The sequence below is a fragment of the Streptomyces sp. NPDC059828 genome (assembly GCF_042731955.1).
GTDB lineage: Bacteria > Actinomycetota > Actinomycetes > Streptomycetales > Streptomycetaceae > Streptomyces.
The window spans coordinates 70,021-96,849 of sequence record NZ_JBHWIW010000001.1 but is presented as its reverse complement, the minus strand read 5'-3'; the positions used below and the strand labels follow the sequence as shown (position 1 = coordinate 96,849).

Genomic DNA, 26,829 nt, shown 5'->3' with positions numbered 1-26,829 from the left:
CCCCGGGTACTACCCCCGCCTGAAACCGCACCCACTTGGCCCCGGGCACCCCCCGCCCCCGGGTACCCCCGGGCCCCCCGGGGCCGGCGCGGCGGGGGGGGGCCCCCCCCCCCCCCCCCGGCAGCAGCACACCAGCGGCCCGCGCTCAGCGGTCCTCCGCCGCTGCGGACTCCGCATCGGCGACGGCCGACTCCGCGCCCTCCACCAGCTTGGTCATCTCGGCCACCTGCGAGGGATCGGCGGTCGTCCGCTCGGTCGGCGCAGCACCGCTCTCGCCACCCTCGCCGGGCATACAGCCCGTGACCCCGAGCAGTGCCACCAGGCAGCCCGTGGCGAACGCGACGGTGTACGGGGCGCGCCTCACTTCGCCTCCCCGCCCTTGTTCCCGTTGTTCGCCTCGCACCAGGTCTTCACCGCGGCCAGGTCCTTCTGGCGCTTCTCGAGCGTCGGCACGAGGGACCGGCGGAACGCGAGCTTGCCACTGAGGTACTTCTCGACCTCGGTGTGTCCCGCCTTCTCGGCGTTCTCCACCCGCTTCTCGAGCCGGCTCACGGAGCCGCGCTGTGCGGCGTCCCCACGCAGCCGCTCAAGGGCCCGCTCCAGCCGCTTCTCGACCTTCGGCGCACGCTTGCACAGCGCCTTGGCACCGTCACCGCTCGGCGTACGCCCAGGCGAGGGTTTCCCCGCGTCGGCCGTGGCCGCGCCCGCGGTGGCGAGCAGGGCCGTGACGGTGGTGAGAGCCAGCGCAGCGGTCTTGACGGTCCTCATGACGTGTACCTCCCGGAGCGTGGCGCGGCCCAAGTGCCTGCGCCTGCGCGGAGGCTAGGAACCGACTTTGTGGAAACCTTGTGGCAGCCGTGCCGTGCCGATCAGCCAGTCGCGTTCGGTCGGCAACGAGGACCCGGCATCCCCCCGCAGCGGGAGCCGTACCTCGAAACGGGCCCCGGGGCCCGACGGCGGGTCCAGAACCCTCGCCTGGCCGTGGTGGAGTGCGGCCTGCTGGGCCACCAGCGTGAGCCCCAGTCCGGAACCGGGGCTGTCCGGTCCGCGCCTGAAACGCTCGAACACCTCGTCGCGCCGCGCCCGTGAAACACCGGGCCCCCGGTCGTCCACCGTCAGGACGGCCACCTGGCCGGGTCCGCCGCTCTCCACACGCAGCCCCACCTCGATGCTGGCCCGCCCATCGGCCCCGCGACCGTGAACCAGGGCATTGGCCAAGAGATTGTCGACAACGGTACGGAGCCCCGGCTCCCATCCGTACACGCCGGGACCGGATGAGGTACGCACCGTGATCTCCGCCGTGGGATGTCTGCGTGTGGCCTCGGCAACCGATGCGTCGATCACCTCCGTCAGATCCACCTCACCGAACGCGTCCGCTTCCACCAGATCACCCCGGCCGAGCTCACGCAGCATCACCAGCAGGCCCAGCATCCGCGTGTGCTCGGTGCGCAGATCGCCCAGTACCTCCGCGCGCTCGCCTGGACCGAGGCCGGGGTGACCGCTCAGGACCTCCAGATTCGTCTGCATGCTCATCAGCGGTGTGCGCAGTTCATGGGAGGCGGCGGCAGCGAAGGAGCGCGCCGTGGCCAGGGCCTCCGAGGCCCGGGCGGCCTGCTCGTCGTAGCGGGTGAGCACCGTCTGCACGGTCCGCGCGAGGTCGTCCACCTCCGTGACCCCGGTCGGAGCGTGCTCGAGCCGTGCCGTGCCGGCTCCCGGATCGAGCCCGCTGGTACGGCGCTGCAACCGGCGCAGCGGACGGCTCGCGCCCGACGCGATGGCCAGCCCCAGCAACCCCGCAACGGGAGCCGCCAGCAGAGCCACCGTCACCACACGCCTGCGGACGAGGGCCACCTGCTCCTGACCGGTGGAGTCCGGGGAGAAGAGCCACAGCGTTCCTTCGACTCCCGCGCGCGTACCGCGCACCGGGACCGCGAGCACCCGCCAACTGCCATGTGCGTCTGCCACGCTCACCGGCTTCGGTGCCACCGCCGGAAGAGCCACCGAGGCCGATGGCTGCGGGCCTCCGGAGACCGTTCCGTCGGGCCCGGTCAGCCGGATGCCGACATCCAGAGCGGAGGCGTACAACCTGCGTTCGCGTGCCCGTTCGACCGCGGCCGACCGGTCCTTCGCCGCTGCCCGCAGCAACCCCCGGGCCTCATCGGCGACCTGTGCGGCGCGCTGTGCGAGCAGTGCGTCCTGCTGCGCATGCGCGTCGCGTGTCACCAACTGGAGCAGCAGCCATGCGGCCGCGAGCACCAGGACCGGCACGGCGACGGCCACGGCCAGTGCGATCCGGGTGGACAGCTTCATCCGGGCTGCCGTCCGGATCCGGGCTTTCAGTCGGGCATGCATGCCGCCCCTCCCCTCATTCCGTCCTTCATCCGTCCTGCACCGGACCGTCATGGCGCAGCACGAAGCCCACACCCCGCACCGTGTGGATGCACCGGGCCCGTCCGCCCGCCTCCAGCTTGCGTCGCAGATAGCTGACAAAGGTGTCGACGGCGTCCGTGCGCACCTCGAAGTCGTAGCCCCAGACCCGGTCGAGCAGCTGGTCCCTGGTCAGCACGATTCCCTCGTTGCGTGCGAGTACCTCGAGCAGCTCGAACTCACGCCGTGTCAGGGACAGCGGCTCACCGTCCACCCGCGCCTCCCTGGCCGGCGGGTTCAGCGTGAGCGGCCCGGCTCGTACGGTTTCCGTGGCCTGGGGCGGACGGCGCCGCAGCAGCGCCTCCAGCCGCAGGACGAGTTCCTGCAAGGCGAACGGCTTGACCAGGTAGTCGTCGGCTCCTGCCTGGAGACCCGCGATCCGGTCCGCCGTCTCGTCCATAGCGGACAGCATCAGCACGGGCACGTCGTTGCCCCCGTCGCGCAGTGCCCGGCACACCTGGATGCCGCTGACGTCCGGGAGCGAGATGTCCAGTACCACCACATCGGCGCACCCGCCGTGTACGTGGCCCAGCGCGGACTGCCCTGCCTCCGCCAGGCCCACGGAGAACCCGGCCAGCCGCAGTCCGCGCTCCAGAGACCGGCGGATCGCCGGATCGTCATCCACCACCAGCACACGGCCCCGGCCCGCACCACTGTCCATCCGCCCGCTCTCCCGTCCTCGCCACCCGGCCCGCCCCGGCCCGGCCCCAGCACCGTAGTGCAGACCTCTGTGACAGCCCGGTGGGAGGTTCACAGCACAGGCGCCGGTGGCACAGGCACCCGAGCACGGGAGCTCAGCGCATCCGGAACCCTCCCGGCGGTGCCCCGAATGCGGGCACACCGCCAAGGAGAACCGGCCCACACAGGAGAAGTTCCACTGCGTTTCGTGTGGCCACAGCGCACACGCGGACACGGTGGGCGCCCTGAATGTTCTACGGGCCGGGCTGGTCCGTCGCGAAGCTCAACCCGCTTAGCGAGAAGCCACCCCCGCTTAGGGGTTGGAGGAGTCACGGAACCCGATGTGTCGACCGCGAAGGTGTACCGGACGATCTCCTCGGGAGGGAAGTACCGCCCGGCGCGCGGGATGGCGGGGTCCTGACGCCGCACCGGCAGGGCGCAGCTGCGCACCGGCTCCGGTCGGGGTACGAACTCGTCGAACCAGCGCGAGAGTCGGGCGTCCCACGGCACGAGAGGGTGGGTGATGGCGCGGTTCCCTCGACCAGGCCGGCCGGGAGCAGTCCGCGGTCGCGATCGGTGTGCGGCTGATGGCCGCTGAGCAGTGCCCGCCGGTAGAACTCGTCGAGATGGACGGGAGCGCCGGGCGGGCGCAGCGGCTCACCGTGGATGTCGCCGACGGCCTTTCCTCGGAGGGTGGCCAGCCGCCGCTGCCGTCGCAGATCGGTGGCGATGCGGTCGTAGACCTCCTCCACGGACTGGTCCTTCAGGGTGGGGTTGTGGAGTGCCGAGGTGGATCAGGCAGCGGGCCACTGTCCACGCCCAGTCTTGGGGTTCGGTTACTGAGGTTTCGGGTTGTCGTCGGGAGCAGCGGCCGGGCCGGCCACCGGGGTCAGGCGACCAGCGGCCGGTCGGTGGCGGCGATCGGTGCGGGAAGCACGGTGGTCCCGGTCAGATAGCGGTCCGTCGCGGCGGCCGCAGCCCGGCCTTCCGCGATGGCCCACACCACGAGTGACTGACCGCGCCCGGCGTCACCGGCCACGAACACCCCGTCGAGCACCCCGCCCCCTGTCTCGGCGGCCGCACCCGCCAGCGCCGCGAAGGCCTCGTCCCGTGCGAAGTTTCCCCGGTCGTCCAGGGCGAGCCCGAGTTGCTCCCGCAGCCCGCTGTGCCGCTCGGGTCCGGAGAAGCCGAGCGCGATGAGGACCAGCTCCGCGGGGACCGCGCGTTCGGTGCCAGGTAGCGGACTCCGGCGCACCGGCTCCACCTCCGCCAGGCACAGCGCCCGGACCTGCCCCGGGGAGCCTTCTTCGAAGCGGAGCGTGGCGGAGGCGAACAGCCTGGGGTCCGAGCCCTCGCGGCCCCGCGCCTCCTGGTGGGCGTGCGAGATCCGGAACACCTTCGGGTGGGTGACCGGCCAGGGCTGGGTGTCCGGGCGGGCGTCGCCCGGCTCCGGGTTGATGTCGAGCTGCACCACCGAGGCCGCGCCTTGGCGAAGTGCCGTGCCCAGGCAGTCCGACGCGGTGTCGCCGCCACCGATGATCACCACGTGCTTCCCCTCGGCGCTGAGCGGGGTGGCGGCGTAGTCGCCTTCCCTGACGCGGTTGGCGAGCGTCAGGTAATCCATGGCCTGGTGGATACCGCCGAGCTCGCGCCCGGGGACGGGTAGCTCCCGCTGCTCCATCGCGCCCACGGCGACGACCACCGCGTCATGGCGCCTCCGCAGCTCCCTGGCGTCGAGATCGCCGCCGACGTCCACGCAGGTGCGGAACTTGGTGCCCTCCGCCCGCATCTGCTCCACACGGCGGTCCAGGTACTGCTTCTCCATCTTGAACTCGGGGATGCCATAGCGCAGCAGTCCGCCCACCCGGTCGGCTCGTTCGTACACGGCGACCGTGTGACCGATGCGGGTGAGCTGCTGTGCGGCGGCCAGCCCCGCTGGTCCCGAGCCGATCACGGCCACGGACTTCCCGCTGAGCCGCTCCGGAGGCCGCGGCGGTGTGTAGCCGCGCTCCCAGGCTTCGTCGGCGATGGCCTGCTCGACGTTCTTGATGGTCACCGGATCGGTGTTGATGGCCAGCACACAGGCGTCCTCGCAGGGTGCCGGACAGAGTCGCCCGGTGAACTCGGGGAAGTTGTTGGTGGCGTGCAGCCGCTCCGCGGCGGCGCGCCAGTCACCCCGTGTGGCGTAGGCGTTCCACTCGGGGATGAGGTTCCCGAGGGGGCAGCCGCTGTGGCAGAACGGAATCCCGCAGTCCATGCAGCGCCCCGCCTGCTCGGACACCAGCGGGAGAAGTACCTGCCCCGCGTAGACCTCCCGCCAGTCGTCGAGCCGCTCCTCGACCCGCCGCGCCGGGACGGGGCGGCGGGGGGTCTTGAGGAAGCCGTGGGGGTCGGTCATACGCCGCCTCCATCAGTCACTCGCGGTGCGTTACGGCGGTGTGACCAGGGTACGCCTGGTTTGTACCGCTTTCACCGGGCGGTGTCCGAGGAGTCGGGGCCGCGTCTCAGTACGCGCCGTTGACGTTGTCGATGGACCCGTAGCGCTTGGCCGCGTAATTGCATGCGGCGGTGATGTTGGCAATCGGGTCGTAGATGTCCCAAGAGGTGCCATTGACGTGGTATGTCCGAAATGTGGGGTCAATTACCTGCATGAGGCCTTTAGAGGGAATGCCCGCCTTGGCATTCGAGTCCCAGAGGTTGATGGCGAAAGGGTCACCGGCCGACTCGCGTATGAGATTGCGGCGGATCCCTTCGTGGCTCCCGGGAATTCCCTCGGCTCGCATGACCAGGAGCGCGTGGTCGATCCAGACGTCAATGCGCTGCGAACTGGCGGGAGTTGCCGATGCCGACGCCGGGAAGGCGGCCGTGCTGACACCGAGCAGAACGGCCGCGCCGGCGGCGCTGCCTACGAGGTAGCGGAACGCCTTGGAGGGGGCCTTCTGGGGGAGGGGAGACAGCCGCATATTGTCGGGCCTTTCACGTGATTAGTCTGACCTGATCCCGTGTGCTGCGGTTCATAGCTAAAAGGTGGGAACCGCCTAGGGAATTCCTAGCATCCGAATATGGACGGTCTACGGCAAGTGTCGGTTTCTGTGATTGCCGCCACAAGAGTCTGAATTAGGTGGGGCCGTCCTATGGCAATTTCGGACAAAAGACCCTTCTCGGTTCGGCGATGCGCAGCACAAAACCCACGGGGCGACACCTGGAGGTGTCGCCCCGTGGGCCATGGGGTTTTGGGTCAAGTGACGGTGGAATAAGCCGAGTTCAGTACGACAGGTTCAGTGCGGTGCCCTTCAGTGCAGCACCTTGAGGGCACCCGGCTGGACGCGGGCCGTCACCGGGAGTGTGGCGTTGACCTCGCCGTCCGTCCCGTACGGGACGGGGCGGTCGGCCTCGATGCGCACTTCCTTGCCCCGCACGATCTCGACCTCGGGGCGGTCCACATGGGCGCCCGTCTTGAGCTCGTTCATCATGGCGAAGAACAGGTGCCGGGGCGCATGCCGGATGATCACGACATCCAGGAGCCCGTCGTCGATCCGCGCCCCCGGCGCGATGTTGCGCCCTGAGCCGTAGTAGCCCGAGTTGGCCGCGACGACGGTGTAGCCGCTGCGCTCGTACTCCACCCCGTCCACGGTGACCCGGAACGCGGCGGGCCGCCAGGTCGCCATGGCCCGCAGACCGCCCGCGTAGTAGGAAGCGGACCCGCGCAGCAGCTTCGCGGAATTGGCGTGGAGATTGGCGACCGCGTCGACACCGGAGTAGACACTGCCCAGTACGGACGTCCTGGCATGGACGGCCGACTCGACCTCGATGGTGTCGACCGGCCGGGGCGACCCGTTCAGCAGCACATCGACCAGCTCGGCCGGGTCGGTGGGCAGCCCCAGCGCGCGGGCGAAGTCATTGCCGCGTCCCGCCGGTACGAGGCCGAGCACCGCGTCAGTCCCGCTCAGCGCCCCGCCCACGCAGCCGGCCATCCCGTCACCGCCCACGGCGAGCACCACGCGCCCCTGCTCACCGGCCTGGCGCGCGAGCTCCTGCGCGTGCTCCAGGCTCCGGCTGTACTGGGTGTCGAGCTCGGCACCCGCCTCCCGCAGCAGCCGGGCCACCACCAGCAGCCCGGCCGCTCCGCTGGAGCCTCCAGCGGTGGGGTTGACGACGGCGGTGAACTGTCGCATGTGTGCGCCTTTCGGAAGGCCGGCCGGATGAGGGGTCGGTGGCTTGAGGATGAGGGATGGCCGGTGCCCGCGGACGGGACCGGGCGGATCAGCGGGGCGGGATCAGGATGCCGGGGCTGAGCACACCTGCGGGGTCGAGCTCGGCCTTGACGGCTTGCAGGATCCGTACCCCGACCGGACCGATCTCACGGGCGAACCAGTCGCGGTGGTCGGTGCCCACGCCGTGGTGGTGGCTGATGGTGCCACCGGCCGCGATGATCGCGTCGTTGGCGGCCTTCTTGACGGGGGCCCAGTGTGCGACGGGGTCCTCACCCTGGGCCGAGACCACGGTGAAGTACAGCGACGCGCCGTTCTCGTACACATGCGAGATGTGGCACATGACCAGCGGAGGAGTGCCCGCCTCGGTGAGCGTGGCCGTCAGCGCCTGGCGCACGGCGTCATAGAGCACCGGCAGATTCGACCAGTACGTGGCCGTCTCCAGCGTCTCCGCGAACGCCCCGGCGTCAAGCAGGGCATCCCGCAGATAGGGCGCGTTGTAGCGGCCGTGGGCCCAGCGCTCGCCGGGCTCCTCGCCCGCGAACTCGCCACCGCAGGCCAGCAGCACCTTCCGGGCCTGCTCACGGCGCTCGGTGGTGTCCTCCGGGGTGCCCTCGTATCCCGCGATCGCCATACATCCGGCGGCCGACGCCTCCGCGTTGCCGATCTTGTCCGGCTGTGCCAGGCCGATGAAGGTCTCCGACTCGTCCGACAGCCGCAGCACGGTCGGCCGCGGGCCGTCCTGGGCGAGCTTGCGCAGCGCCGCCGCACCGGCCTCGAACGAGGGGAAGCGCCAGCCCTCGTACACACGGACCTGCGGAAGCGGCCTGATCCTGACGGTCACCGAGGTGATGACGCCCAGTGCGCCCTCGGAGCCGAGTACCAGCTGACGCAGATCGGGGCCCGCGGCCGACCGCGGGGCCCGGCCGGTGTCCAGGGTGCCCTCGGGGGTGGCCACGGTCAGGCCCAGCACCATCTCGTCGAAGCGGCCGTAGCCGGCGGACGCCTGACCGCTGGAGCGGGCCGCGGCGAACCCGCCGATGGTGGCCCACTCGTACGACTGCGGGAAGTGGCCCAGGGTGAAGCCCTGCTCGTTCAGCAGCGCCTCGGCCTGCGGTGCCCGCAGACCCACCTGGAGGGTGGCCGTGCGCGAGACCTCGTCCAGGGTGGTGAGGGCGTCGAGCCGGCGCAGGTCCAGTGCGATGAAGAGGCGCCCGCCCTGCGGGGCCAGACCGCCCACGACCGAGGTGCCGCCGCCGAACGGCACGGCGGCCAGGTCCAGCTCCGCGCAGGCGCGCAGCACGGCGAGCACTTCGTCGTGGCTGCCCGGAAGCACGACCGCGGCCGGGATGTCGTCGGTCTCGCCGGCGCGGATGCGCAGCAGGTCCGGAGTCGACTTGCCGCGGGTGTGCCGGATACGGCTCTCCGCGTCGGTCCGCACATGCTCCGGCCCGCCCACACGCTCGGCGAGCGTCTGGAGCGCCTTGTCGCCCAGCGGGGTGCCGGCGACCGTGATGTCGCCCAGCCCGGCGGGACCGCTCTCACGAGGCACGACTCCGAGCAGGTCACGCAGCAGGCCGGTCACCGATTCAGGCAGCGCGGCCGCCTTGGCCGGGTCTCCCCAGCCGCTCCACAACATGTCGGTCGACATCACTCGAGTCATTCCTCACCGTCGGTTTCGCGGGGGCGCAGTGCCGCGAGGGTCTTGGGGCTTCCCCCCTGGCCTTCGGCCCGGGGGACGGGGGCGCTTTCCGCGCGGGTCCCTCCGGCTCGCTCGCCCCTGCACTGCATTACACTGTGACAGATGACGCCCATTCGTCACAACCATGCGGACCAAGATGCCGTGCTCGACGCGGCACGCGACTGTGTCCTGGCCGTCGGCGTGCGCCGCACCACGCTCACCGACGTGGCCCGCCGTGCCGGTGTCTCCCGGATGACGCTCTACCGTCGCTGGCCCGACGTGCGTTCGCTCGTCGGCGATCTGATGACCAGGGAATGGATCAGCGTCGCGGTCACCACCATGCCGACGGTCAAGCAGGGCGCCCCCACCCGGACGCGGCTCGTGGAGGGACTGGTGGCCGGAGTCGGCGCCTTCCGGGCGCATCCGCTGTTCCACAAGATCCTCGACGTCGACCCCGAACTGCTGCTGCCGTACGTGCTCGACCGCCGTGGCGCCAGCCAGGAAGCCCTGCTCGGGCTCATCACCGCCGCCCTGGCGGAAGGCCACGCAGACGGGTCCGTCCGCAGGGAACACATCGACCTGCAAGCCCGTGCGCTGCTGCTCGTCGTCCAGTCCTTCACGCTCTCGCTGCGCACGATGACCGACGAGGCCGACCCCCGCCTCACCGACGCGGCCTTCCTCGAAGAGCTGCGGACCCTTCTGGAGAGGATCCTCACCCCATGAGCCGCCCTGCCGGAGCCCAGCCTGCCGCCGCACACGCCACCCCCGCCTCGTCACTCACCGCCGCGCGTCGCGCCCGTGAGCTCGCCGAGCTGGCCGAGGGCGCCGAATCCGGCCAGGTCGACGTTCTCGTCGTCGGACTCGGCGCTACCGGCGCCGGCGCCGCACTCGACGCCGCCACCCGGGGCCTGAGCGTCGCCGCCATCGATGCCCACGACTTCGCCTTCGGTACCTCCAGGTGGAGCTCCAAGCTGATCCACGGCGGACTGCGCTACCTCGCCACCGGCCAGCTCGACGTCGCCCACGAGAGCGCCGTCGAGCGGGGCATCCTGATGGAACGCACCGCTCCGCACCTCGTGCGCGCCCAGCCGTTCGTGCTGCCTCTCACTCCGCTCGTCTCACGCGGACAGGCGGCCCTCGCCCAGGCCGGTTTCCTCGCGGGCGACATGCTGCGGCTCGCCGCCCGCACCTCGCGCCGCACCCTCCCCGCTCCTCGCACGCTTTCCGCGGTCGAGACCCGGCACATGGCCCCCGCGCTGCGCCCGACCGGTCTGCGCGGCGGGCTGCTGTCCTGGGACGGTCAGCTCGCCGACGACGCCCGCCTCGTCACCGCGATCGCCCGGACCGCGGCGGCTCACGGTGCCCGTGTCCTCACCCGCGCACGGGCGCTCAGCGTGACCGGCAGCGGTGCCACGGTCCGCGACGAACTCACCGGCGAGACCCTGGAGATCCGCGCCCGCGCGGTCATCAACGCGACCGGTGTCTGGGCCGGTGGCCTCGTGGACGACATCCGGCTGCGCCCGTCCCGGGGTACTCACCTCGTGCTGCGCTCCGAGAGCCTCGGCGGTCTCTCGGCCGGCCTGCACATCCCCATCCCCGGGGAGAGCAACCGCTTCGTGCTGGTCCTACCGCAGGGCGACGGCCGGGTGTACGTCGGTCTGACCGACGAACCGGTCGACGGGGACATCCCGGACGTGCCCGAGGTGCCCGAGACGGACATCGGCTTCCTGCTCGACACGCTCGGCTCCGCACTCGACGTCCCGCTCAGCCGTGACGACGTCGTCGGGGCCTTCGCCGGGCTCCGGCCACTCCTGGACACCTCGGGGACGGACGGCTCCGGCCGCACCGCCGACATCTCCCGCAAGCACGCCGTGCTCACCTCGCCCGACGGCGTCGTCACCGTCGTCGGCGGCAAGCTCACCACGTACCGCCGCATGGCCCAGGACGCCGTGGACGCGGCCGTCGCCGCGCGGCGACTGACCGCCGGACCGTGCCGCACCGCCGGCACCCCCCTCGTCGGCGCCGCCCGTCCCAGCACCCTGGCGACCCTCAGCGCCCCCCGCCGTCTGGTGCGCCGCTACGGTACGGAGGCCCTGGCCGTCCATGCCCTGGCCGCCGCCGACCCTGCCCTGGCCCGGCCCGCTGTCCCGGGTCACCCCATCACCAGGGCGGAACTGCTCTGGGCGGTCCGGCACGAGGGCGCTCTCGACGAGGCGGACCTGCTGGACCGCCGCACCCGGATCGGCCTCGTGCCCGAGGACCGCGGAGAGGCGCTCGCCGCGGCACGGGAGGCCCTCGCCGAGGGGACCGCGCTCCTGAACACGGACACGGCCTGAGCCCAGGCCCCGACCGGCCGGTACCAGCCGGGACCGGCACCCCGCCGCGACCACGCGAGGCGGGGTGCCGGGCTTGCGGCTGAGGCGGGATTCCTCGAACACGGCCGGGCGGGCGGCACCCCATCACGCCGGGCGCCGGGGGAGGCCGCTGGATAGAATCCCCCCATGGCTGAGCTGCCCGCCGCGTCGGCAGAGGCCCCGCACGACCGGGGCCCCGAGCGTTCCGGGACCACCTGATGGAACGGGCGTCGGGCGAGAACCCGTACGCGGGGCGGCCCTCCGGCCTGATCGGCGAGCAGATCGCCGGCTACCGCGTGGAGCGCGAGATCGGCCGCGGCGGCATGGCCGTCGTCTACAGCGCGCGGGACCTGCGCCTGGACCGTACGGTCGCGCTCAAGCTGCTCGCTCCTGAGCTCGCCCGCAACGACACCTTCCGGCGCCGCTTCACCCACGAGTCACGCGTGGCCGCGGCGATCGACCATCCCCATATCGTGCCGATCTTCGAGGCGGGCGAGACAGAGGGGATTCTCTACATCGCGATGCGCTATGTCTCCGGCCTCGACCTGCGAGCCCTGCTCGACCGCGACGGCCCGCTTCCCACGACCACCGCCATCCGCATCGCCGCGCAGGTGGCGTCGGCGCTCGACGCGGCACACGAACACGATCTGGTCCACCGGGACGTCAAGCCCGGCAACATCCTGGTCGCCAAGGGCACCGACAGCGACCATCCCGAGCACGTCTATCTCACCGACTTCGGCCTGACGAAGAAGTCGCTCTCACTCACCGGCTTCACCACCGTCGGAGAGTTCGTCGGCACCCTCGACTATGTGGCTCCGGAACAGATCTCCGGCCGTCCGGTGGACGCCCGATGCGACCTGTACAGCCTTGCGTGTGTGGTGTACGAGACCCTGACCGGCAAGCCCCCCTTCCAGCGCGACGAGGACATCGCGCTGCTGTGGGCGCATCAGTACGACCAGCCACCGCCCTTGAGCGAAAGGCGGCCCGGCAGCGAACCCGCCCTCGACGACGTGCTCGCGAAAGCACTCGCGAAGGTGCCCGACGACCGTTTTGAATCCTGCCTCGGCTTCGTCGCGGCCATGCGCGCCGCCACCACGAGCGGCGGCAGCGAAGGCGTTCGTCAGCCGACACGGGTCGCCACCCTCGTCGCCGCGTCCCCGTCGCACCCGGTGCCGCCTCCGGAACCGCCTGACTGGGCCAGACCGGTGTTCCGCCAGGGCGCTGCGGACGGCGTGGCGCCCTGACGAGACCTCACAGGCCCCGGCTTCGAGGGCTGGTCGAGAGGGTCTGCTCGGTCCAGATGGTCTTGCCGGCCGGGGCGTGGCGGGTACCCCAGCGTTGTGCGAGCTGGGCGATGAGAAGCAGCCCGCGGCCCCCTTCGTCGTAGGTGCGGGCGCGGCGCAGATGCGGGCTGGTGCTGCTGGTGTCGGAGACCTCTGTGGTCAGGGTGTTGTCATGGTGGATGAGGCGGAGCTGGATGGGCGGAGCGCCGTAGCGGATGGCATTGGTGACGAGCTCGCTGACGATGAGTTCGGTGATGTACGTGGCGTCGGGGAGCTGCCAGGCGCTCAGCTGGTCGGTGGCGTGGTGGCGGGCCTGGGCGACGATCGCGGGGTCGTCGGGGAGGGCCCAGGTGGCGATCTGCTCGGTGCCGAGGACGCGGGTGCGGGCCAGCAGGAGGGCGATGTCGTCGCTCGGCGGCCGGGTGAGGAGGGTGGTGAGCAGCCGGTCGGCGAGGGTGTCGAGCGCGGCGGTGGGCCGGGCCAGGGTGGCGAACATCTTGTCGAGCGTGTCGTCGATGTCCTGGTGCTGCGGCTGGAGCAGCCCGTTGGTGTAGAGCGTGAGGAGAGTGCCTTCGGGGAGCTCGATGTCGATGGTCTCGAACGGAAGGCCCCCGAGGCCGAGCGGCGGTCCGGCCGGCACATCCAGCAGGTACACCGTGTTGTCCGGGTTGACGATGGCGGGTGGGGGATGCCCGGCGCGGGCGAGGGTGCAGTGGCGGTTGGTGGGGTCGTAGATGGCGTAGAGGCAGGTGGTGCCGACGCCGGATTCGGTTTCCGGGGTGTCGTCGCTCGGTGTGCTGTCCGTGGACAGATGGATCACGAGGTCGTCGAGATGGGTGAGCAGCTCGTCGGGCGGCAGGTCGACATCGGCGAGGGTGCGCACGGCGGTACGCAGACGGCCCATGGTCGCGGAGGCCCGTATGCCGTGCCCGGCGACATCACCGACGACGAGCGCGACCCGGGCACCGGACAGGGGTATGACGTCGAACCAGTCGCCCCCCACCCCCGTGTCGCCACCGGCGGGGAGGTAGCGGGTGGTGATGTCGAGCGCGGCCTGGTGGGGGAGCGTATGGGGGAGCAGGCTGCGCTGGAGCGTCATCGTCGTGGTGCGCTCACGGGTGTAGCGGCGGGCGTTGGCGATGCTGATGGCCGTGTGGGTGGTGAGTTGTTCGGCGAGCTTCAGATCGTCGGGGGTGAAGGGCCCGGTATGTGTGCTGCGGGCGAAAAGGGCGACGCCGAGGGCGGTGCCGCGGGCATGCAGGGGGACGATCATGAGGGAGTGGGCCTGGGCGGCGTGGATCCAGGCCGCCTGGGGATCGTGCGCGATCCAGTGGGTGATGGCGCCGTCGGTGGTGTCGTACAAGGCGGGGCGCCGTTGGGCGAGGGCCACGGCGACGGGTGAATGAGGCGGACAGGTGAGGCTGTCTCCCGGGGACGGCACGGGGTACGGCACGTTGTCGCCGGCGGACCGGGTGGCCGCGCGGCTCAGGGTGAGCGGTGAGCCGGGCCGGATGCCGGGCTGAGTGTCGCTGTGCCGCGACAGATCGAGGAGGTCGACGGCCGCGTAGTCGGCGAAGCGGGGGACGGCCACTTCGGCGAGTTCCTGGGCGGTGTGGCTGATGTTCAGGGTGGTGCCGATGCGCGTCGCGTCGTCGAGCAGCAGCTTGTGCTGGGGCGCGGGGGCGTGCTCTGCGGTGTGATGGGCGACGAGGCACACGCCGCGGACCTGCCCTTCTGGGTCGCGCAGGGGAGTCGCTGTCGCAGGCCTTCCGGCCGGCCCGCGGGCGCCGGCCGGCGGGGGGCCGGGGAGCTGGGTGTCCTGGCGTTCACCGGTGCCGAGCGCCAGGCGCAGGGCGGCTTCGACCGCGTCACCCGTGGGGCCGGGGACGATGTCCGGCAGCCGCAGCCCCTGAGCCGGGGTGGCGGCGAGGCCGAGTCCTTCCGTCATGCCGGGATTGGCCCGGACCAGCCGCAGGTCCGCGTCGAAGACGGCCAGGGCGCAGGGATGCTGGGTGAACGCCCACTCATGCCATCGTTCATCCGGTGGTTCGCCGCCGAGGCGGGCGTCCGGGTTGCGCGGTCGCTCTGCCGACCGGGAAGAGTTGGGGGGGTGCTCCATCGCGGGTCATCTCGCCGTCGCTCATTCGTGTGCGCAGGCCAGGGCACTACTGACCAGCATGATCCTGCGGGACGGGGAGCACCAGCGGCGGGAGTGCCACGGGGATCCGAGGCGAACCCTTCTCGCCGGTGATCAGGCCGCCCGGGGCGCGGCGGTCAGGGGCTCGGAGCCCAGGACGCCCTCTCCGTAGAGGTCGTGCACCCAGTTGGTCTGGTAGATCGTCTCCAGGTATCGCTCCCCCAGATCGGGGGCGATGGCCACCGCCGTCAGATCCTGCTGACCGTGCCGTTCGAGCCAGCTGACGGCCCCGCTCACCACGGTGCCGGTCGACCCCCCGAACAGGAAGCCGCGGCGGGCCAGCCGATGACAGGCGCGTATGGTGTCGGCCTCCTCGACACTCACCACATCGTCCACCAGGGATTCGTCCAGCTGGGGTGGCCGCACGCTGGTGCCCAGGCCGGGGATCATCCGCCTGCCGGGGTGGCCGCCGAACGTCACCGAGCCGGCGGTGTCGACTGCCACGATCCGGACCTTACGGTGCCACCGGCGGAAGTAGCGCGCGCAGCCCATCAGGGTTCCGGTGGTGCCTGCCCCGACGAACAGGACATCCAGATCCGGGAACTGCCGAGCGATGGCAGGAGCGGTCCTGCGATAGTGCGCCATCCCGTTGTGGGGATTGGTGTACTGGTTGAGCCAGACGTAGCGGTCATCCCTGGCGCACAGCGCGCGGACATGGTCGATACGGGCACCGAGGAGACCGCCCACGGCTGAGGGCTCCGAGACCACGTGGACCTCGCTGCCGAGGGCCTCCATGAGGAGCCGTGTGGACAGATTGCAGCGGGAGTCGGTCACACACACGAACCGGTAGCCCTTGCTGGCCGCGATCATGCTCAGTGCCACACCGAGATTTCCGGATGAGGACTCGACGAGGACCGAGTCCGCGGTGAGCAGACCGTCGCGTTCCGCGGCCTCGACCATCTCGGAGGCGGCCTTGAGCTTGATCGAGCCGGCGAAATTGAACCCCTCGCACTTGAGGAACAGCGGGTGGCCGAAGATCCCTTCGAGGCCGACGTAGAGCTCTTCCTCGTTGAAGTCCTGCGGAACGGATATGACGGGCATGATCGCTTCCTCCTCACCTGGTACGTCCAGTAGGCCCTTTCGGTCGTGGGCTCGTCATGCCACAGAAACTCGGGACTTGACGTGGGCTGATGTGCTGTGCGTGGCCACCCTCACCGGCGGCATCACCCACCCCGCATGCCTCACCTCGAGCTCACTCGGGGGTTGCGCTTTCGAAAAGTAAGTGCTTTCCTTTTGTTCGGTGCCGCTGTCGGGCGGCCCGTTATGAAGCCGCATGCCACCACTCGTTAACGAGGAGCGCTCACGTGACTACCCCTGTCGTCTCGATCGCCTACCACTCCGGATACGGCCACACCGCCGTCATCGCCGAGGCCGTGGCCGCGGGTGCGTCCCGTGGCGGCGCCGAGGTGCACCTGGTGAGGGTTGACGAGATCACCGAAGGCGGATGGGAACTGCTGGACCGCTCCGACGCGATCGTCTTCGGCTCGCCCACCTACATGGGCACGGCGTCCGGCGCCTTCCATGTCTTCGCCGAGGCCACATCGAAGCGCTGGTTCTCCGACGCCTGGCGGGGGAAGCTGGCGGCCGGGTTCACCAACTCCGGCTCCAAGAGCGGCGACAAGCTGCACACCCTGCAGTTCTTCCAGATCCTCGCCGCCCAGCACGGCATGCACTGGGTCGGTCTCGGCCTCAAGCCGGGCTGGAACTCCAGCACCGGCTCCGAGCACGACATCAACCGTCTCGGCATCTTCCTGGGCGCCGGTGCCCAGACCAACTCCGACGAGGGCCCCGAGGCCGTCCACAAGGCCGACATCGCCACCGCCGAGCACCTCGGCCACCGTGTCGCCGAGACGGCCAGGGTCTTCGTCGCGGGCCGGGCCGCCGTCGCCTGATCCCCGGAAAGGCGAGGTGCCCTGCACGAGCCGTCAGCTCGTGCAGGGCACCTCGTCGGTCGGGCAGGGGTTACTTGACGTTGACCGCGCCCCACGCGGCGGCGACGGTCTTCGCTTCCGTCCCGTCCGCGCCGTAGAGGTCGCCGGCCGCCTTCACCGTCGCCTCGCGGGCGGCTTTGTAGTCGGTCGTCGAGGTCATGTACGTGGTGAGCGCCTTGTACCAGATCTTGTAGGCCTTCTCGCGGCCGATACCGGTGACGGTCGAACCGTCGGAGGTGGGAGAGTCGTACTCGACGCCGTTGATCGTCTTCTTGCCGCTGCCCTCGGCCAGCAGGAAGAAGAAGTGGTTGGCGATTCCGGACGAGTAGTGGACGTCGGTGTCGCCGGCACCTTCCTTCCAGGCGTCCAGCGAGCTGCCGTCCTTGCTGGGCTTGTCCATGTAGCGCAGCGGGGTCCCGTCGCCGCGGATGTCGACCTTCTCGCCGATGAGGTAGTCGCCCACGTCCTCCTTGTTGTTCGCGAAGAACTCCACGGAGGTTCCGAAGATGTCGCTGGTCGCCTCGTTGAGCCCGCCGGACTCGCCGCTGTACTCGAGGTTGGCGGTGTTCGATGTCAGACCGTGACTCATCTCGTGGCCCGCCACGTCGATCGCCGTGAGGGCCTTCTTGTTGCCCTCGCCGTCGCCGTAGGTCATGCAGAAGCAGCTGTCGTCCCAGAAGGCGTTGACGTAGCTGTCGCCGTAGTGGACCCGGGAGTAGGCGGCCTTGCCGTCGCCGGCTATGCCGTTGCGCTCCAGCTCGGTCTTGTAGAAGTCCCAGGTCATCGCCGCGCCGTAGTGGGCGTCGACCGCCGCGGTCTGCTCGTTCGCCCCGGTGCCGTCACCCCACTTGTCGTCCTCGTCGGTCAGCAGAGTGCCGGTGCCGCTCTCGCCGTGCTTCAGGTCGTAGGTCTTGTGGCCGCCGCGCTCACCGTCGGCGAGCTCGAAGGAGTCGCCGTTCTTGGTGGTGGAGACGGTCACCTCGCCGCTGTACTGGCTGGTGCCGCTGCCCGTCTCGACGGCCTCGAACTGGTGGAGCTTCTTACCGGTGGCGGCGTCGGTGATGACATGCAGTCTGCTGGGCGTGCCGTCCTTCTGGACCCCGGACTTGACGGTCTCGAACGCGAGTACCGGCTTGCCCTCGCCCGCCCAGATCACCTTGCGTGCGCCGGCTACGGCCTTGCGCGCCGCAACGGTCGTCGGCACCTGTATGCGGGCGTCGTTGGCCTTGTCCACGCCCTTGAGGGTGCCGTTCCCCGCGGTGTGGGTGACCAGGTCGCCGCCCAGCACCGGCAGCCCGGCGTAGGTGCGCTCGTAGCGGGTGTGGACGGTGCCGTCCGCGTCCTTGATGACGTCGCGGACGAGCAGCTTCTCCTGTGCACCCAGACCGAGTTGGGTGGCGGCCGCGGCGGACTGCTCCTGTGCCGCCTTGATGGCGGCGGCGCGCCCCTGCGCCGTGGGGGAGGGCGCGGGGCGGGGTCCGTTGTCGGGCGCCGCGATCGCCGAACCTGCCTCGGTGCTGACGATGAGCATGGCGGCCGCGGCCACGAGGGCAGCGGCGCGCCGGGTGTTCTTGTGGGGGGTCATGCGATCTCCATCGCTTGTCCTGTGGGGGGTTGACCGCTGACCAGCCTCCCACCGAACGAGCGCAATTGACGGAACGCCGACAATTGCCTCACAACTTCTTGACCATCTGTTGTTCGTTTGGAGAACACAACTGTCCGGTACTCGACTAGCTTTGACGACGTGTCATCTGAGACTGGCGGTTCTTGACGTCACCCGGCACCCCGCGCCACACAACGCCGGTACGAAAAAGACCCGCCACCGCTGCGTACTCACAGCGGTGGCGGGTCTGCTGTCGCAGTGCGAAACCGGTAGGTGTCAGCCGCCCACGGCCTCGTAGAGCCCACGGCCGGCCCGGTGGACACGGGAGGTCGCGACGAGACGGTCCAGGGTGCTGCGGACGGTGTTGATGTCGCCCGCGCTGCCGTCACGGCCGATCGCCTGGGCCACGTCACGGGCACGCAGAGCGGTACCGGCTTGGCCGTTGAGGACGGTGAGCACCTGGTCGGTCAGGCCCGTGCCGTCCGCGGCGGTGCGCTCCTCCGGCTCCGGCTCCGGTGACGGCTTCGGCTTCGCCGTCCTGGCGGTCGCGGGCTTCTTCGCGGTGCGGCGCTTGTCCGCCTGCTTCCCGACCGTCTTGGAAGCGGCACGCTTCCTCGCACTCCCGGCGGACCTGCGAGCCGGCTTGGCCTCACTCGGCTCGGCAGCAGTAGCAGCGGCGGCCTCCTCCGCAGGGGCGGGGACCGTTTCCGTGGCCTCCTGCTCCGCCGCAACGACCACCTGCTCGCGCTCCGCGGTGCGGGGACGGGGAAGTGTGGTGGCCGACAAGGCGCTCAGCGCTGTCAGTGCGCTGCGCACTGATTCCAGCCGCTCGGAGACCACTGCAAGCTCTGCCTGCAACGCCGCCTGCTGTTTCTCCAGTTGAGGAAGCTCTGCCTGGAGCAGGGTCGTTGTTGCTTCGACGCTGCCCGTTGCGGTGACTTCTGCTGTCATTGGTGCGCTCCAGAGAAGTGAAGAGTGCTGCTTGCGACGTGCCAGCGTGATGTCGCGGTGCGACCGTTGCCCTGACCGGTGGCGCGTGCACGTGTGACTGTCACAAGTTGCCGCTCAGTTGTGTTGCCATCGTCCCGTGGGACGAGAGCGACACCGTACCACCGAGACCGCCGCACATGAGCTGGTCGGGGCGAGATCCGAGAACCGGAAACGCCGCCTGATACATGGGCGAGTGGACCCGTGGCACCGGTGCCGGTCACACCTGCCGCAGTGCGCCGCCGTCAACTCCCCACTCGGATCCGGTGACTTGGCAGGCCAGCGGTGAGAGCAGGTAGGCCACGACCGGGGCGACATCGTCCGGGCTCCCGATCCGCCCCGATGGCAGTCGGCGCACCTCCCGGATGAAGTGGTCGACCGCTTCATCCGCCGGCAGCCCGAACCGCTCGCCGAGCTGCTCGGCGAAACCGCCCGGTGCGTCGAACAGCGCGGTCCGCGTAGGGCCGGGCAGCACGACGTTCGAACGTACGCCCTGTGGCCCGAACTCGCCGGCGAGTGCCTTCGACACCGAGAGCAGCGCGGTCTTCGCAGCCGCGTAGTCGGCGATGGCGGGCTCGGGGAGGCGGGCGGCTTCACTCGCGATATGCACAACGGCGGCGCCGTCGGACCGCAGGAGCACGGGCAGCGCGGCACGGGTCATCCGCACCGCCGAGTGGAAGTTGGTTTCGAACGTCGCCTTCCACTCCTCGTCGGAGATGTCGAGGAAGCCCTGGTGGGAGCGCACTGCTCCCACATTGTTGACCAGGCCGTCCAGCCGCCCGTGACGCTCGACGACACGGTCGATGACGTACTCGGCGGCCGCCGCTTCCGAGAGATCCGCGGTGATGGTGCTTCCCCGCCCGCCTGGCGCGTCGATCGTCCACGGCTTGCGGGCGACGCCGACGACCGTGGCTCCCTCGGCGGCAAGCAGTCGGGCAACGGCCGCGCCGATCCCCGAGGAGGCACCGGTGATGAGATACACACGGTCTTCGATGCGCAGGTCCATCGGGCTTCCTCGGAGGACGGCGAGGCGGTGGGTGATCGGCCGGGGTTCAGCAAATGAGCCGTGGCGCCGGAGTCACGCTACCCGCGTCCGCGGCCACCACCGGCCGCGTGAACACGGTGACGCTGAGACGGCACGAAAAGTCACCCGATCGCGGTGCGATGCGGGTGGCGCTGGACCTGCGAGGGCCTGGCCGCACGTCACAGAACCGTCATCACTGGTACTTTCGTGACGATTTCGGCGGTGAGAGCCGCCGAATGCCGTGTGCGGAGCGGTTCGCGGTTCTCGCGCTTCCTGTCCGTCTCATTGCGTGTACCTGTACGTATCAACGCCGGGAGTGGGCCATGCGGAGGTTGTGGGCAGCGGGCGTGAGCCTTGTCATGGCGGCTGCGGGAGTGCTGAGCACCGCGGGGACGGCTGGCTCCGTGCCGCACCAGGCACACGCTGCGGCCGCCGGGTGCGCGACCGCCTGGGGGAGCCGGGTCAAGTCCGCCGTGGACGCGGACGGAAAGTCGCTGAAGAACATCACGACCAGTCAGAGCAGGTGCTACGACCGCATGGTCTTCGAGGTCGGCGGAGCCACACAGCGGCTCGGCTATCGCGTGGGCTATGTGGACGCCTTCCGCCGTGACGGTTCCGGCGACGCGATGCGAGTGGCCGGGGGCGCCATCCTCCAGATCTTCGTCTCCGCGCCCAGCTGTGATCCGAACACCCTGAGGCAGACCTACCGGGGCCGGGCGGGGAAGTCACTGCCAGGCGTGAACGTCACCGGGTACCGGACGTTCAGGGACGCCAGGTTCGGGTCGAGTTTCGAAGGGCAGACCCAGGTCGGACTCGGCGTCCGCGCCAGGCTCCCCTTCAGGGTGACGCAGTCGCGCGACAAGCTGATCGTGGACGTGGCCCACACCTGGTGACCCTCGCAGCCGTCAGGGCAGGAGCCCGGGCGGATCACGCCGCCTTCCGCTTCGGCGGCACGCACAGCCACGCGAGCACCGCGGCGGTCAGATAGGCAAGCGCCCCGACGGCCATGCTGATGCGCAATCCCGCCCCGTAGTCCGACGCGGTGGCGAGCAGCGTGCCGCCGAGCGCCACGCCCGTGGCGCTGCCGATCTGGCGCGTGGTGTTGAACAGAGCGGATGCGGTCCCCGAGTACCCCGTCGGGGCCGCCTCCATCACCGTGGCGGTCGAGCCGGTGAGGGCGAAGGACGTGCCGAAACCCGCCGCCATCATCGGGGCCACCAGCAGGGGGTAGGCGGGGTCGTCTCCCGCGGCGACCCAGCCCGCGAGCCCCAGGGCGGCCAGGATCATGCCGGAGATCACCAGCGGCCTGTGGCCGGTGACACGGCTCAGCCGCCCCGACAGGACGGAGGCGAACATCGTCATCGCCACCGCCGGAAACAGCGCCGCCCCCGCACCGAGTGCGCTGAAACCGCGTTGGTGCTGGAAGTCCAGGCTCGCGGTGAAGACCATGCCGTAGAAGGCGAAGTTGAACAGCAGGCCGATGGCGGCCCCACCGCTCATCGCGCGCGAGCGCATCAGACCCAGCGGCAGCACCGGGGACCGGGCGAGCCGTTCGCGTACCGCGAACGCCACGGCGGCCAGTACGGCAAGCCCCGCCCCGGCGAGAACGGCCGGGTCGGTCCAGCCCCGCCTTCCTGCCTCGTTGAGAGCCGCGGTCAGCGCCGCCACCGCCGTCACGACGGCCAACTGCGCCGGCCAGTCCAGGGCCCGGGTGGGGTCCCGCGGCGAGGGTGTGACATGGCGCAGTGTCAGCATGAGGCAGGCGATTCCCACGGGCACGTTGATGAAGAAGACCCAGCGCCAGCCCACCGTGGACACGATCACCCCGCCCAGCAGCGGCCCCGCCGAGGCGGCGATGCCCGCCAGCGACCCCCAGAGCCCGAACGCACGCGCGCGCGTGGCCGTATCCGGGTAGGCCTGCTGGAGCAACGCGAGCGACCCGGGCACGATCAGCGCCGCACCGAGCCCCTCCACCAGCCGGGCGGCAATCAGGCTCACGGTGTTCTGTGCGAGTGCGCACGCAGCTGATGACGCGATGAACACGCCCACGCCGGCACAGAAGATCCGGCGGTTCCCCAGCCGGTCACCCAGCGCGCCACCGGTCAGCAGCAGGCCGGCGAAGACCAGGGTGTACCCGTCGGTGATCCACTGCATGGCGGTGAGCGGGGCCGACAGGTCCCGGCCTATGACCGGGACGGCGACATTGATGATCGTCACGTCCAAGATCACCATGAAGTACCCGGCGCACACGGCCAGCAGCGGTCTCCACGACTGCTTCCCGGGCGCCGGGGCCGACTCGGACGGCACGTTCTCAGCTCCCTCCGCACACGGAGATCACTGCCGAAATTCCACGATAGGTGCAGAGCGGACTGTCGGCGATTTGTCAAGCCCCGAGTTTCAGCGGCGTGACGGGAATTCCGACCCAGGGGTTAATTGAGTCAAGAGTTCACGGAAATCACGTGGATGATCTCTCTCGCTAAGGAGAAAAGTCATGGCTCGCACTTCCCGCACCCGCCGTTTCATCGTGCTGAGTGCCTCAACCGCTCTGGCCGCGGGAGGTGTGCTGCTTCCCACGAGCGCTTTCGCGGCCACGGATTCGCACCACGCGGTGACCGCGAAGTCAGCCCCCCAGGGTGACCACTGGCGCCACGGAAACCGTGGCGGTGGCGGTGGCGGTGGCCAGAGCACCGGGCGGGGAAACGTCATCATCATTTTCGGCAACGGAAATACCGTGCCCATCAACAACGGAACCGTCAACAACCGCTGAGTAGAAATTCCAGAGGAGAATCCCATGTCTCGTAATGTCCACTCCCACGACATCTCCCGTCCCAAGCGTCCGCGCTTCCGGCTCGTGGCCGTGCTCGCCTCGGCCACAGTGATCGGCGGCGGAGTGATCTTTCCAGCCACCGCGATGGCGGCCCCGAAGCCCGCCGCGTCCGTAGTGAGCCTCGCCGACCACCACCCCGAAGTGAGGGCCGGTACCGGCGGGGCGGGCGGAACCGGGATCTTCGGCGGCACCGGCGGTCCTGGTGGCACCGGGATCTTCGGCGGCACCGGTGGCCCCGGTGGCACCGGGATCTTCGGCGGCACCGGTGGCCCGGGCGGTACTGGCATCTTCGGCGGCACGGGCGGCCCGGGCGGTACCGGGATCTTCGGCGGCACGGGCGGCCCGGGCGGTACTGGCATCTTCGGCGGCAAGGGCGGCCCCGGTGGTACCGGTGTCTTCGGTGGCACGGGCGGTCCTGGTGGCACCGGACTCTTCGGCGGCACCGGTGGCCCGGGCGGTGTCGGCATCTTCTGACCACTGCCCTACGGCCCGGACTGTCCCTGTCCGGGCCGTGCCGGCCCCAGGGAGGCCCCGGCGATCCGGGGCCTCCCGCCACACAGCGTGTGACACCAAACCCCCAGTCACGGAACGGAGTTCGCCATGTCCAGAAGCCTCTGGCAGCGTCCAGTCATCCTCGCGGCGACCGCAGCGGCCCTCGCACTCGGCACCGCCTGCGCCGCAACCCCATCGCAGAGCGCGCACACAGCACCTCATGCCAGTCGTGGCGACGGCCTGGCCCAGACTTCCGACGGCAGCCGTGGAGGGCTGCTCGGCCAGCCGGGTGAGCCCGGCAAGCCGGGCCTCGGCAGCCGGGGCGGTGACGGCGGTCGCGGTGGCGACGGATTCTTCGGCGGCACGGGTGGCCGGGGTGGTGACGGCGGAGACGGGGCCCGTGGCGGCGACGGAGCCCGCGGCGGCGACGGAGGCGGCTGTCTCCGGCTGAGCGACCTGCCGGACAAGCCTAAGCAGAAACTCACGGTCGCGGACAAGGTGCGGATCGTGATGGTCGTGCTCTACGGGGACGTCACCAGCGCCGAGGCCGCGAGCAAGTACAAGATCCCGGAAAGGGACGTCGAAGCCTGGAAGCAGCAGGTCCTCGACGGTGACTGGTTCACCCTGACCGGAGTGGGTCCGCCCTTCCCCTCATGACGCGTAGCCCCGGTCGGCTTCCTGCCGCCTCGCCGGGCCCCGGCACGGAGACGTCACCCGTGGCGGTGCGGCCCGGGAGGCGGTGGCGGCAGAGTGGCCGTGCTGGGTGCGGCTTCCGGCCAGACCAGCAGCACCGGACACGGGGCGTGGTCGACGATGAAGCGGCTGACGGGGCCGAGGCTGCGGGGGCCGAGGTGTGAGCGGTCGCCGTCACGGGCGAGGACGAGAAGATCGGCATCCTCGGCTGCGGTGACGACTTCGTGCTCGGCGCGTCCCGTGCGTTCCTCGCGGGCGCAGGGGAGCCCCAACCGCTCGGCCGCGGCCGCGAGCAGTTGTTCGGCGGAGGCGGCGGCGAGGTGTTCCATCGCCGTGCCGGGGTCGCGATCGGGACGGGCACGGCCGAGCAGCCCGGCGTATGCGCCATGGGCGGCGCCGGGCACCTCCGGGCCTGACACATGCAGCAGCGCGATATCGGCGTTCTCGGGTGCGTGGGCACGGACAGCGTCGACGCAGGCGGGCCAGGTGCCCTCGACGATCCAGGCGATGATGGTCACGCGGTTCAGCCTCCGATCACATGGAGCGAGGCCCACAGTGCCAGCACGGAGAGCAGCAGCGCGGCCGGCACGGCGAGCAGTCCGAGGCGGGTGAACTCGCCCAGGTCCACCTCGGTGTCGTGTTCGCGCACGATACGTCGCCACAGCAGGGTGGCGAGGGAACCCGCGTAGGTGAGGTTGGGCCCGATGTTGACACCCAGCAGCACGGCCAGAACGGCGCCGGGGCCGGCGGGTGCGGTCAGCGGCAGCAGCACGAGTACCGCGGGCAGGTTGTTGATGAGGTTGGCCAGCACGGCGGCGAGTGCCGCGATGGCCAGCAGCGCGGGCAGCCCTGTGCCGTCCGGCACCAGATGCCCCAACGCGCCGGCGAGGCCGTTGTCCACGACGGCCCGGACCACGATCCCCAGGGCCAGGACGAACGCGAGAAGCGGCACCGCCGCGGCCTGCACGATCGCGGTGGGCGTGGTGCTGCGCCGGGTCAGGGCCCGGCAGGCGAGCACCGCCGCCCCCGCCGCTGCCGCCCACGCCGGGCTGATCCCCAACGCGGAGGTCACCACGAAACCGGCCAGCGTGCAGACCACCGTGGCGAGAGCGAACACCGGCACCTCGCGGGACGCAGGGGCCGTCGGCAGTTGGGCCCCGGCATCCAGATCGGTGGCGAAGAACCGCCGGATGACCACGTACTCCACACCGATGGCCACAAGCCACGGCAGGGCCATGAGCGCGGCGAAGCGGGTGAAGCTCAGGCCGCTGGCGGCGAACGCCAGCAGGTTGGTCAGGTTCGATACCGGCAGGAGCAGCGAGGCGGTGTTGGACAGATGGGTGCAGGCGTAGACATGGGGTCTGGGCCGTGCACCGAGCCGGGCGGCGGTGGCGAACACCACGGGGGTGAGCAGCACCACCGTCGTGTCCAGGCTGAGCACCGCGGTGACCAGTGAGGCCACCATGAACACATGGACCAGCAGCCGGCGCGGCCGACCCGCCGCGGTGCGGGCCATCCAGGCGCCGCAGGCCTGGAACAGGCCCTCGTCGTCGCACAACTGAGCCAGTACCAGCACGGCGGCGAGAAAGCCGATCACCGGTGCGAGGCGTGCCGCCTCCTCCGCCGCATGGTCGAGAGAGATCGCCCCGGTGGCGACGACCAGCCCCGCCGCGGGGACCGCGACGACGGCTTCCGGCCAGCCCCAGGGACGCATCACGGCACAGGCCAGAACCGCCACGAGCAGTACGGCGGAGAGTGTTTCGGCAAGCGGGGCGCTCAGGGTCGATGCCTTTCCGGGGAAAACACGGTGACGGGAGGGAGACCGTCTCCCTACTGTCAGCAGTATGGATGTCAGGAGTACACAAGGGCCCGGAGGGCTGCTGAACGTAGTGGATGTCGAGGCAACGTGCTGGACCGGGGATCCGCCACCCGGTGCGGTCAGTGAGATCATCGAGGTCGGGCTGACGGTGGTCGACCTCGCCAAGGGCGAGCGAGTGGCGCGGCATCGCATTCTCGTACGGCCCTCCAGGTCCACCGTCAGCGCCTTCTGCACCGAACTGACCGGACTCACCCAGGAGGAGGTGGACACCGGAGTGGGCTTCGCCGAAGCCTGCCGACTGCTCGCGAAGGAACACCAGGCGGGCATGCGTCCCTGGGCCAGTTGGGGTGACTACGACCGTCACCAGTTCACCCGGCAGTGCGGCGCCACCGGTGCCGGGTATCCGTTCGGCCGTCAGCACACCAACGCCAAGGCGGCCTTCACCGAGGCATATGGGCTGCGCAAGCGGCCCGGAATGGCCCGGGCGCTCAGCATCGCCGGGCTTCCGCTGGAAGGGCGCCATCACCGTGGCGAGGACGACGCCTGGAACATCGCCGCTCTTGTCCTCGACCTGGCTGCCCGGGACGCCTGGCCCGAAGCCACCCGCTGAGAAGCGGGAGGT

The 26,829-nt window shown here is 70.5% G+C and carries 25 protein-coding genes and 2 pseudogenes; 10 read left to right on the top strand and 17 right to left on the bottom strand.

Features of this window, described 5'->3' with window-relative positions:
* Positions 1-145: 145 nt before the first annotated feature.
* Genes ACFV6V_RS00345 through ACFV6V_RS00330 form a run of 4 tightly spaced genes read right to left on the bottom strand, consistent with a single transcriptional unit; the run spans position 146 to position 3,088 of the window.
* Positions 146-364, bottom strand: a complete 219-nt coding sequence (locus ACFV6V_RS00345) for a hypothetical protein (protein WP_385556782.1) — start codon at positions 362-364, stop codon at positions 146-148.
* Positions 361-768: a hypothetical protein gene (locus ACFV6V_RS00340; protein WP_385556779.1), complete on the bottom strand. Its 408-nt coding sequence runs from the start codon at positions 766-768 to the stop codon at positions 361-363. Before ACFV6V_RS00340 ends, ACFV6V_RS00345 begins: the two co-directional genes overlap by 4 nt.
* Before the next feature lie 54 nt (positions 769-822).
* On the bottom strand, positions 823-2,352 hold the full coding sequence (locus tag ACFV6V_RS00335) for a sensor histidine kinase (protein ID WP_385556778.1): 1,530 nt from the start codon (positions 2,350-2,352) through the stop codon (positions 823-825).
* 25 nt (positions 2,353-2,377) lie between these two features.
* Positions 2,378-3,088, bottom strand: a complete 711-nt coding sequence (locus tag ACFV6V_RS00330) for a response regulator transcription factor (RefSeq protein WP_385556775.1) — start codon at positions 3,086-3,088, stop codon at positions 2,378-2,380.
* Positions 3,089-3,239: 151 nt separating this feature from the next.
* Here ACFV6V_RS00330 and ACFV6V_RS00325 point away from each other — a divergent pair.
* Positions 3,240-3,401: pseudogene (locus tag ACFV6V_RS00325) on the top strand (zinc ribbon domain-containing protein); the annotation flags it as partial.
* On the opposite strand, the pseudogene ACFV6V_RS00320 reads toward ACFV6V_RS00325, so the two are convergent.
* The 5 genes and pseudogenes from ACFV6V_RS00320 to ACFV6V_RS00300 form a co-directional block, all read right to left on the bottom strand.
* Positions 3,361-3,887 (bottom strand): annotated as a pseudogene (locus ACFV6V_RS00320) (hypothetical protein); the annotation flags it as partial. The pseudogenes ACFV6V_RS00325 and ACFV6V_RS00320 overlap by 41 nt on opposite strands.
* 107 nt (positions 3,888-3,994) lie before the next feature.
* Positions 3,995-5,503, bottom strand: coding sequence for a glutamate synthase subunit beta (locus ACFV6V_RS00315; protein WP_385556772.1), 1,509 nt, complete (start codon positions 5,501-5,503; stop codon positions 3,995-3,997).
* Between the two features lie 106 nt (positions 5,504-5,609).
* Entirely contained in the window at positions 5,610-6,068 is a 459-nt protein-coding gene (locus ACFV6V_RS00310; protein ID WP_385556769.1) for a transglycosylase SLT domain-containing protein, read from the bottom strand.
* Positions 6,069-6,398: 330 nt separating this feature from the next.
* Positions 6,399-7,280 carry a diacylglycerol/lipid kinase family protein gene (locus tag ACFV6V_RS00305; RefSeq protein ID WP_385556766.1) on the bottom strand — a complete coding sequence of 294 codons (882 nt, stop codon included), beginning with the start codon at positions 7,278-7,280 and terminating at the stop codon, positions 6,399-6,401.
* 88 nt (positions 7,281-7,368) lie between these two features.
* Entirely contained in the window at positions 7,369-8,967 is a 1,599-nt protein-coding gene (locus ACFV6V_RS00300; RefSeq protein WP_385556763.1) for an FAD-binding oxidoreductase, read from the bottom strand.
* Positions 8,968-9,120: 153 nt separating this feature from the next.
* On the opposite strand from ACFV6V_RS00300, the gene ACFV6V_RS00295 reads away from it, so the two are divergent.
* From ACFV6V_RS00295 to ACFV6V_RS00285, 3 genes are all read left to right on the top strand, one after another.
* A complete protein-coding gene (locus ACFV6V_RS00295; RefSeq protein ID WP_385556760.1) occupies positions 9,121-9,720 on the top strand; it encodes a TetR/AcrR family transcriptional regulator in 600 nt (199 codons plus the stop codon).
* Positions 9,717-11,333: a glycerol-3-phosphate dehydrogenase/oxidase gene (locus tag ACFV6V_RS00290; RefSeq protein WP_385556758.1), complete on the top strand. Its 1,617-nt coding sequence runs from the start codon at positions 9,717-9,719 to the stop codon at positions 11,331-11,333. The genes ACFV6V_RS00295 and ACFV6V_RS00290 overlap by 4 nt, the downstream gene beginning before the upstream one ends.
* Before the next feature lie 236 nt (positions 11,334-11,569).
* Positions 11,570-12,595 (top strand): serine/threonine-protein kinase, encoded by a 1,026-nt coding sequence (locus ACFV6V_RS00285; protein WP_385556755.1) that lies wholly within the window; start codon positions 11,570-11,572, stop codon positions 12,593-12,595.
* 7 nt (positions 12,596-12,602) lie between these two features.
* Here the strand turns inward: ACFV6V_RS00285 and ACFV6V_RS00280 are convergent, their stop codons facing one another.
* Both ACFV6V_RS00280 and sbnA read right to left on the bottom strand, forming a co-directional pair.
* Positions 12,603-14,753 carry a SpoIIE family protein phosphatase gene (locus tag ACFV6V_RS00280; RefSeq protein WP_385556752.1) on the bottom strand — a complete coding sequence of 717 codons (2,151 nt, stop codon included), beginning with the start codon at positions 14,751-14,753 and terminating at the stop codon, positions 12,603-12,605.
* A gap of 132 nt (positions 14,754-14,885) precedes the next feature.
* Entirely contained in the window at positions 14,886-15,872 is a 987-nt protein-coding gene (sbnA, locus tag ACFV6V_RS00275) for a 2,3-diaminopropionate biosynthesis protein SbnA (protein WP_385556750.1), read from the bottom strand.
* Positions 15,873-16,135: 263 nt separating this feature from the next.
* Between sbnA and ACFV6V_RS00270 the strand changes: the two genes are divergently transcribed.
* Complete coding sequence (locus ACFV6V_RS00270) at positions 16,136-16,723, top strand: flavodoxin family protein (protein WP_385556748.1); 588 nt, start codon at positions 16,136-16,138, stop codon at positions 16,721-16,723.
* A 70-nt stretch (positions 16,724-16,793) separates the two neighbouring features.
* Here ACFV6V_RS00270 and ACFV6V_RS00265 read toward each other — a convergent pair whose 3' ends face one another.
* The 3 genes from ACFV6V_RS00265 to ACFV6V_RS00255 all read right to left on the bottom strand — a co-directional run bounded on the left by ACFV6V_RS00265 (position 16,794) and on the right by ACFV6V_RS00255 (position 20,358).
* On the bottom strand, positions 16,794-18,347 hold the full coding sequence (locus ACFV6V_RS00265) for a M4 family metallopeptidase (protein ID WP_385556746.1): 1,554 nt from the start codon (positions 18,345-18,347) through the stop codon (positions 16,794-16,796).
* A 294-nt stretch (positions 18,348-18,641) separates the two neighbouring features.
* The gene (locus tag ACFV6V_RS00260; protein ID WP_385556744.1) at positions 18,642-19,316 is read right to left on the bottom strand and encodes a hypothetical protein; all 675 of its coding nucleotides are present in this window, start codon (positions 19,314-19,316) and stop codon (positions 18,642-18,644) included.
* Positions 19,317-19,572: 256 nt separating this feature from the next.
* A complete protein-coding gene (locus ACFV6V_RS00255; protein ID WP_385556741.1) occupies positions 19,573-20,358 on the bottom strand; it encodes an SDR family NAD(P)-dependent oxidoreductase in 786 nt (261 codons plus the stop codon).
* 341 nt (positions 20,359-20,699) lie between these two features.
* On the opposite strand from ACFV6V_RS00255, the gene ACFV6V_RS00250 reads away from it, so the two are divergent.
* Positions 20,700-21,269, top strand: coding sequence for a hypothetical protein (locus tag ACFV6V_RS00250; protein WP_385556738.1), 570 nt, complete (start codon positions 20,700-20,702; stop codon positions 21,267-21,269).
* Between the two features lie 34 nt (positions 21,270-21,303).
* Here the strand turns inward: ACFV6V_RS00250 and ACFV6V_RS00245 are convergent, their stop codons facing one another.
* On the bottom strand, positions 21,304-22,683 hold the full coding sequence (locus ACFV6V_RS00245; protein WP_385556735.1) for an MFS transporter: 1,380 nt from the start codon (positions 22,681-22,683) through the stop codon (positions 21,304-21,306).
* 184 nt (positions 22,684-22,867) lie between these two features.
* Between ACFV6V_RS00245 and ACFV6V_RS00240 the strand changes: the two genes are divergently transcribed.
* The 3 genes from ACFV6V_RS00240 to ACFV6V_RS00230 all read left to right on the top strand — a co-directional run bounded on the left by ACFV6V_RS00240 (position 22,868) and on the right by ACFV6V_RS00230 (position 24,352).
* Entirely contained in the window at positions 22,868-23,143 is a 276-nt protein-coding gene (locus tag ACFV6V_RS00240) for a hypothetical protein (protein ID WP_385556732.1), read from the top strand.
* Between the two features lie 24 nt (positions 23,144-23,167).
* On the top strand, positions 23,168-23,677 hold the full coding sequence (locus tag ACFV6V_RS00235) for a hypothetical protein (RefSeq protein WP_385556729.1): 510 nt from the start codon (positions 23,168-23,170) through the stop codon (positions 23,675-23,677).
* A gap of 126 nt (positions 23,678-23,803) precedes the next feature.
* Positions 23,804-24,352 carry a DUF1153 domain-containing protein gene (locus ACFV6V_RS00230; protein ID WP_385556726.1) on the top strand — a complete coding sequence of 183 codons (549 nt, stop codon included), beginning with the start codon at positions 23,804-23,806 and terminating at the stop codon, positions 24,350-24,352.
* Between the two features lie 53 nt (positions 24,353-24,405).
* Here ACFV6V_RS00230 and ACFV6V_RS00225 read toward each other — a convergent pair whose 3' ends face one another.
* Both ACFV6V_RS00225 and ACFV6V_RS00220 read right to left on the bottom strand, forming a co-directional pair.
* Positions 24,406-24,906, bottom strand: coding sequence for a universal stress protein (locus ACFV6V_RS00225; RefSeq protein WP_385556723.1), 501 nt, complete (start codon positions 24,904-24,906; stop codon positions 24,406-24,408).
* A 5-nt stretch (positions 24,907-24,911) separates the two neighbouring features.
* Positions 24,912-26,168 carry an SLC13 family permease gene (locus tag ACFV6V_RS00220; RefSeq protein ID WP_385557125.1) on the bottom strand — a complete coding sequence of 419 codons (1,257 nt, stop codon included), beginning with the start codon at positions 26,166-26,168 and terminating at the stop codon, positions 24,912-24,914.
* Between the two features lie 64 nt (positions 26,169-26,232).
* On the opposite strand from ACFV6V_RS00220, the gene ACFV6V_RS00215 reads away from it, so the two are divergent.
* A complete protein-coding gene (locus ACFV6V_RS00215; protein ID WP_385556720.1) occupies positions 26,233-26,817 on the top strand; it encodes an exonuclease domain-containing protein in 585 nt (194 codons plus the stop codon).
* Positions 26,818-26,829: the final 12 nt, after the last annotated feature.

Excerpts from the sequence above, each read along its gene's own strand:
- ACFV6V_RS00335 (WP_385556778.1), bottom strand. The coding sequence starts at position 2,352 with ATGCATGCCCGACTGAAAGCCCGGATCCGGACGGCAGCCCGGATGAAG.
- ACFV6V_RS00230 (WP_385556726.1), top strand. The coding sequence starts at position 23,804 with ATGTCCAGAAGCCTCTGGCAGCGTCCAGTCATCCTCGCGGCGACCGCA.
- ACFV6V_RS00285 (WP_385556755.1), top strand. The coding sequence starts at position 11,570 with ATGGAACGGGCGTCGGGCGAGAACCCGTACGCGGGGCGGCCCTCCGGC.
- ACFV6V_RS00235 (WP_385556729.1), top strand. The coding sequence starts at position 23,168 with ATGTCTCGTAATGTCCACTCCCACGACATCTCCCGTCCCAAGCGTCCG.
- ACFV6V_RS00310 (WP_385556769.1), bottom strand. The coding sequence starts at position 6,068 with ATGCGGCTGTCTCCCCTCCCCCAGAAGGCCCCCTCCAAGGCGTTCCGC.
- ACFV6V_RS00295 (WP_385556760.1), top strand. The coding sequence starts at position 9,121 with ATGACGCCCATTCGTCACAACCATGCGGACCAAGATGCCGTGCTCGAC.
- ACFV6V_RS00280 (WP_385556752.1), bottom strand. The coding sequence starts at position 14,753 with ATGGAGCACCCCCCCAACTCTTCCCGGTCGGCAGAGCGACCGCGCAAC.
- ACFV6V_RS00330 (WP_385556775.1), bottom strand. The coding sequence starts at position 3,088 with ATGGACAGTGGTGCGGGCCGGGGCCGTGTGCTGGTGGTGGATGACGAT.
- ACFV6V_RS00240 (WP_385556732.1), top strand. The coding sequence starts at position 22,868 with ATGGCTCGCACTTCCCGCACCCGCCGTTTCATCGTGCTGAGTGCCTCA.
- ACFV6V_RS00265 (WP_385556746.1), bottom strand. The coding sequence starts at position 18,347 with ATGACCCCCCACAAGAACACCCGGCGCGCCGCTGCCCTCGTGGCCGCG.
- ACFV6V_RS00290 (WP_385556758.1), top strand. The coding sequence starts at position 9,717 with ATGAGCCGCCCTGCCGGAGCCCAGCCTGCCGCCGCACACGCCACCCCC.
- ACFV6V_RS00215 (WP_385556720.1), top strand. The coding sequence starts at position 26,233 with ATGGATGTCAGGAGTACACAAGGGCCCGGAGGGCTGCTGAACGTAGTG.
- ACFV6V_RS00255 (WP_385556741.1), bottom strand. The coding sequence starts at position 20,358 with ATGGACCTGCGCATCGAAGACCGTGTGTATCTCATCACCGGTGCCTCC.
- ACFV6V_RS00315 (WP_385556772.1), bottom strand. The coding sequence starts at position 5,503 with ATGACCGACCCCCACGGCTTCCTCAAGACCCCCCGCCGCCCCGTCCCG.
- ACFV6V_RS00305 (WP_385556766.1), bottom strand. The coding sequence starts at position 7,280 with ATGCGACAGTTCACCGCCGTCGTCAACCCCACCGCTGGAGGCTCCAGC.
- ACFV6V_RS00250 (WP_385556738.1), top strand. The coding sequence starts at position 20,700 with ATGCGGAGGTTGTGGGCAGCGGGCGTGAGCCTTGTCATGGCGGCTGCG.
- ACFV6V_RS00260 (WP_385556744.1), bottom strand. The coding sequence starts at position 19,316 with ATGACAGCAGAAGTCACCGCAACGGGCAGCGTCGAAGCAACAACGACC.
- ACFV6V_RS00300 (WP_385556763.1), bottom strand. The coding sequence starts at position 8,967 with ATGTCGACCGACATGTTGTGGAGCGGCTGGGGAGACCCGGCCAAGGCG.
- ACFV6V_RS00340 (WP_385556779.1), bottom strand. The coding sequence starts at position 768 with ATGAGGACCGTCAAGACCGCTGCGCTGGCTCTCACCACCGTCACGGCC.
- sbnA (WP_385556750.1), bottom strand. The coding sequence starts at position 15,872 with ATGCCCGTCATATCCGTTCCGCAGGACTTCAACGAGGAAGAGCTCTAC.